4 protein-coding genes and 1 rRNA gene are annotated in these 5,212 nt (G+C 73.8%); all 5 read left to right on the top strand.

The window, feature by feature from the left end; translation table 11 throughout:
• A 5S ribosomal RNA gene (rrf, locus tag ABT263_RS38405) occupies nucleotides 1-76 on the top strand; the annotation flags it as partial.
• A 337-nt stretch (nucleotides 77-413) separates the two neighbouring features.
• Nucleotides 414-3,098 carry a DUF4118 domain-containing protein gene (locus ABT263_RS38400; RefSeq protein WP_352298509.1) on the top strand — a complete coding sequence of 895 codons (2,685 nt, stop codon included), beginning with the start codon at nucleotides 414-416 and terminating at the stop codon, nucleotides 3,096-3,098.
• A gap of 38 nt (nucleotides 3,099-3,136) precedes the next feature.
• Entirely contained in the window at nucleotides 3,137-3,817 is a 681-nt protein-coding gene (locus ABT263_RS38395; protein ID WP_352298506.1) for a response regulator, read from the top strand.
• Nucleotides 3,818-3,891: 74 nt separating this feature from the next.
• The gene (locus ABT263_RS38390) at nucleotides 3,892-4,299 is read left to right on the top strand and encodes an OB-fold nucleic acid binding domain-containing protein (protein WP_329487687.1); all 408 of its coding nucleotides are present in this window, start codon (nucleotides 3,892-3,894) and stop codon (nucleotides 4,297-4,299) included.
• A gap of 2 nt (nucleotides 4,300-4,301) precedes the next feature.
• Nucleotides 4,302-5,066, top strand: coding sequence for a DUF3159 domain-containing protein (locus ABT263_RS38385; RefSeq protein WP_329487686.1), 765 nt, complete (start codon nucleotides 4,302-4,304; stop codon nucleotides 5,064-5,066).
• Nucleotides 5,067-5,212 lie beyond the last annotated feature (146 nt).

The following is a 5,212-nucleotide window of genomic DNA, read 5'->3' as shown; positions in this document are numbered from 1 at the left end:
GAACCCGGAAGCTAAGCCTCACAGCGCCGATGGTACTGCAGGGGGGACCCTGTGGGAGAGTAGGACGCCGCCGAACAATCATTCCAAAGAACCCCTCGATCCGTACGGATCGGGGGGTTCTTTGCGTTTCCGGACAAGGCGATTCCGGTCAGCCCGAAGCGGCCCGAAGAGGCCGGGAAAGACCCAAAGAGGCCCGGAGAGGTCCGTAGACCACCGTGCGGCCGAGGGCCCCCGGGGCCGTGGGGCGGCCGGCGGTGCCCCGGCCGGGCCGCTCCCGCCGTCAAAATGCCGCTAAAACTGCCTGATCAGCGGCCGGATCGCTGGAGAATCGCAGGCCACGCCGTAGTCTCCAAGGTGAGGGGAACACGTGTCCGGGGTGGTCCCCGGTACCGGCCGGATCAAGAATGGTGCACATGGGACGCGGCAGGCTGCGGATCTACCTCGGAGCGGCGCCCGGGGTCGGCAAGACGTACGCCATGCTCTCCGAGGCGCACCGGCGGCGGGAGCGCGGCACGGACGTGGTGGTCGGCTTCGTCGAGGACCACGGGCGGCGGCACACCGCGGAGCTCGTGGACGGCCTGGAGGTCGTCCCGCGCCGCGAGCTGGACCACCGGGGCGCCGCGTTCACCGAGATGGACCTGGACGCCGTACTGGCCCGCCGTCCGCAGGTGGTGCTCGTCGACGAACTCGCGCACACCAATGTGCCGGGTTCCCGCACCGCCAAGCGGTGGCAGGACGTCGAGGAGCTGCTTGCGGCCGGCATCGACGTCATATCGGCCGTGAACATCCAGCACCTGGAGTCCCTGGGCGACGTCGTCGAGGGGATCACCGGGGTCCGGCAGCGGGAGACCGTGCCGGACGAGGTGGTGCGGCGGGCCGACCAGCTCGAACTGGTCGACATGTCGCCCCAGGCCCTGCGCCGGCGGCTGGCCCACGGCAACGTCTACGCGCCGGAGAAGGTCGACGCGGCCCTCGCCAACTACTTCCGCCCCGGGAACCTGACCGCACTGCGCGAACTGGCCCTGCTCTGGACGGCCGACCGGGTCGACGAGTACCTCCAGAAGTACCGGGCCGAGCAGGGCATCAAGGGAACCTGGCAGGCGCGCGAGCGGATCGTGGTCGGCCTGACCGGTGGGCCGGAGGGGGCGACCCTGATCCGCCGGGCGGCCCGGATCGCGGCCCGCGGCTCCGGCGGCGAACTGCTCGCCGTCCACATCTCCCGCTCGGACGGACTGGCCGGCTCGGGATCCGGCTCCTCCCAGACGCTGATCGAGCAGCGGGCGCTGGTGGAGAACCTCGGCGGCAGCTTCCACGCGGTGCTCGCCGACGACCCCGCCGCCGGGCTGCTGGACTTCGCCCGCGGGGTGAACGCCACCCAGATCGTGCTGGGCACGAGCCGCCGGCCCGCCTGGCAGTACCTCTACGGCCCCGGCGTGGGCACCACGGTGACCAGGGCCTCCGGCGACATCGACGTGCACATCGTCACGCACGAGCAGGCCGCCAAGGGCCTGGGCCGGGTGCCGATCCGCCGGGTCACCGACCTCGGCCGGTCGCGGACCGTCGCGGGCTGGCTGATCGGCCTGGGCGGCCCGCCGCTGCTGGCCCTGCTGCTGACCCACGTCGACGGCCTCGGGCTCTCCACCGACATGCTGCTGTTCCTGTCCCTGACGGTCTGCGCGGCGCTGGTCGGCGGTCTCTTCCCGGCGATCGGCGCGGCGCTGGTCGGATCCTCGGCGCTGAACTACTACTTCGCCCCGCCGATCCACACCTTCACCATCGACGAGCCGCAGAACATCATGGCGGTGGCGATCTTCACCGCCGTCGGCATCGCCGTCGCGTCCGTGGTGGACCTCGCGGCCCGCCGGACCCACCAGGCGGCCCGCAGCCAGACCGAGGCGCAGACGCTCAGCGCGCTGGCCGGCACGGTGCTGCGGGGCGCGCCGAGCGGGGACGGCGTCCTGACCGCGCTGCTGGAGCAGGTCCGGGAGACGTTCCAGCAGGACGCCGCCGCGTTGCTGGAGCGGCCCGATCCGCTCGGGCCGTGGCAGTCGGTCGCCGCGGCCGGCCAGCGGCCGCCGCTGCGACCCGAGACCGCCGACGTGGACGTCCCGGTCGGCGACACGCTGGCGCTGGTGCTGCGCGGCCGGGTGCTGCCCGCCGAGGACCGCCGGCTGCTCGGCGCCTTCGCCGCCCAGGCGGCCGTGCTGCTGGAACGGCGCCGGCTGGCGGGGGAGGCCGTCGCGGCCCGGCGGGAGGCCGAGGGCAACCGGATCCGCACGGCGCTGCTCGCCGCCGTCTCGCACGACCTGCGGACCCCGCTGGCGGGCATCAAGGCCTCGGTCAGCTCGCTCCGCTCGGCGGACGTCGAGTGGGACGAGGCGGACGAGGCGGAGCTGCTGGAGGGGATCGAGGCGGGCGCCGACCGGCTCGACCACCTGATCAACAACCTGCTCGACATGAGCCGGCTGCAGACCGGCACCGTCACGCCGCTGATCCAGGAGACCGACCTGGACGAGGTGGTGCCCTTCGCCCTCGGCGGCGTGCCGCCGGAGGCCGTCCGGCTGGACGTCCCCGAGGCGCTGCCGATGATCCGGGCCGACGGCGGGCTGCTGGAGCGCTCGCTGGCCAACCTGGTCGAGAACGCCGTCAAGTACAGCCCGGCGGGCGTGAAGGTGCTGGTCAAGGCCGATGCCCTGCACCCGGTGGGCGGCCGGGGCCGGGTCGAGCTGCGGATCGTCGACCGGGGGCCCGGGGTGCCGGAGGACGCCAAGGAACGGATCTTCGCGCCGTTCCAGCGGTACGGGGACGCGCCGCGCGGGGCCGGGGTGGGCCTCGGGCTCGCGGTGGCGCGCGGCTTCGTCGAGGCGATGGACGGGACGGTCACCGCCGAGGACACCCCCGGCGGCGGTCTCACCATGGTCGTCACCCTGCCGGCCGTGGACCGGCCGCCGGAGCCGGCGGAGCGGGCCGACCCGGTCGAGCGGGCCGGCCGGGACGGGCCGGCCGAGCAGGCCGGGGCGCCCGAACGAGCCGAGCGCCCCGGGCCGTCCGGGCACCCCGCGACGGCCGGGCCGGCCGACTGCCCGTCCCCCGTATGACCACCACCCTTCCGACTGCTGTGAAAGGCGGAGCCCGTATGACCCGGGTCCTCGTCGTGGACGACGAACCGCAGATCGTCCGCGCGCTGGTGATCAACCTCAAGGCCCGCAAGTACGAGGTCGACGCGGCCCACGACGGGGCGGGCGCCCTGGAGCTGGCCGCCGCCCGCCACCCCGACGTGGTGGTCCTCGACCTCGGCCTGCCCGACATGGACGGCGTCGAGGTGATCAAGGGCCTGCGCGGCTGGACCAGGGTGCCGATCATCGTGCTCTCGGCCCGGCACGCCTCCGACGAGAAGGTCGAGGCGCTCGACGCGGGCGCCGACGACTACGTCACCAAGCCCTTCGGCATGGACGAGCTGCTCGCCCGGATGCGCGCCGCCGTCCGCCGGGCCGAGCCGGTGGCCGGTGAGGACGACGCGCTGGTGGTCACCGAGAGCTTCACCGTCGACCTGGCGGCGAAGAAGGTCAACCGGGACGGCGCCGACATCCGCCTGACCCCCACCGAGTGGCACCTGCTGGAGGTGCTGGTCCGCAACGCCGGCCGGCTGGTCAGCCAGACCCAGCTGCTCCAGGAGGTCTGGGGCCCGGCGTACCGCACCGAGACCAACTACCTGCGGGTCTACCTCGCCCAGTTGCGTCGCAAGCTGGAGCGGGACCCTTCGCACCCGCGCCACTTCATCACCGAGCCGGGCATGGGCTACCGCTTCGAGGGCTGACCCCGAGGGCGCCCGGCCCCCCGGCCGCCGCCGCGGCCTGCCGCCACGGCTCCCAAAACCGGTACCCTTCCGACATGAGTGGTGACAACAGCAGCGACCAGCCGCAGGGCCGCTTCCGCCGCATGCTCAGCCGGCTGACCTCCTCCACGGAGGAGCTCCAGGCGGAGGAGCTGCGCCAGGAGATCGCGGCGGAGTCGGGCTGCACCCCGATCGCCAGTTGCGGGGACCGTCAACTGGTCACCGTCGCCGGCACCCTGCGAACGGTGACCCTCCGCCCGCGGGCCGGTGTGCCCGCGCTGGAGGCCGAGCTCTTCGACGGCACCGAGGCGCTGGACGTGGTCTGGCTCGGCCGGCGCTCCATCGCCGGCATAGAGCCCGGCCGCCGCCTGGTGGCCAGCGGCCGGATCGGCCACGCACGCGGGCGCCGCGTGCTGTTCAACCCCCGCTACGAACTGCGTCCGGTCGGACACGGGAGCGAATGAGCGTGAGCAACCACTCCGGCGGCGAGCCCGCCGCCCAGCTCGACCTGGTCGAGGCGGCTCCCGGCGAGGAGGAGGCCAGGCAGGCCGCCTCCCGCGAGGCGGCCTCCCGTGAGGCCGCCGACACCGTGATGCAGGCCTTCGGCGGTGTCCGCGGCATGGTCGACATGACGCTGCCCGGCCTGGTCTTCATCGTCACGTACAACATCACCCACCAGGTCCCCGCGGCCGCCTGGGCCGCGCTCGGCCTGAGCGGCCTGTTCGTGGTGGCGCGGCTGGCCCGGCGGGAGACCGTCCAGCACGCCTTCAGCGGTGTCTTCGGGGTCGCCATCGGCGCCTGGATCTCCATGAAGACCGGCAAGGCGGAGAACTTCTACCTGCCCGGTCTGCTCTGGAGCGTCGGCTACTGCATCGGCCTGGCCGTCTCGGCACTGGTCCGCTGGCCGATGATCGGGCTGATGCTCGGCCCGATCACCGGCGAGATGTTCACCTGGCGCAAGCAGAACCCGGGCCGGCTCGCGGCCTACACCAAGGCCACCTGGGCCTGGGTGGTGATCATGGGCATCAAGCCGGTGATCCTCTTCCCGCTGTACTTCACCCACAACGTCAACCTGCTCGGCTGGCTGAAGGTCGCCCTGGGCATCCCGCCGATGCTGCTGGCGATGTACGTCACCTGGCAGATCCTGCTGAAGGCGCCGCCGCCCATCAAGGCGCAGCTGGACGAGGAGCCGGCCGGGGACGGGGCCGAGGCGCCGCCGGGCGACCGGTAGCGGCGGCGGAGCCCGCCGCCGGGACAACAGCGGCGGGGGGCCGCCCCGGGGGGGGGGGGGGGGCCCCGGCGCGGGGGAGGGGGGCGGGGCGGGCCGGAGGGGGCGGGCGGGGCGGGGGCGCGCGGGGGGGGGGGGCGGGGAGCAGA

This window comes from Kitasatospora sp. NPDC001603 (assembly GCF_040298365.1).
Taxonomy (GTDB): Bacteria; Actinomycetota; Actinomycetes; order Streptomycetales; family Streptomycetaceae; genus Kitasatospora.
Note: the sequence above shows the minus strand (reverse complement) of the source record. Positions and strands in the feature narration are given on the sequence as shown.

Excerpts from the sequence above, each read along its gene's own strand:
- ABT263_RS38400 (WP_352298509.1), top strand. The coding sequence starts at position 414 with ATGGGACGCGGCAGGCTGCGGATCTACCTCGGAGCGGCGCCCGGGGTC.
- ABT263_RS38395 (WP_352298506.1), top strand. The coding sequence starts at position 3,137 with ATGACCCGGGTCCTCGTCGTGGACGACGAACCGCAGATCGTCCGCGCG.
- ABT263_RS38390 (WP_329487687.1), top strand. The coding sequence starts at position 3,892 with ATGAGTGGTGACAACAGCAGCGACCAGCCGCAGGGCCGCTTCCGCCGC.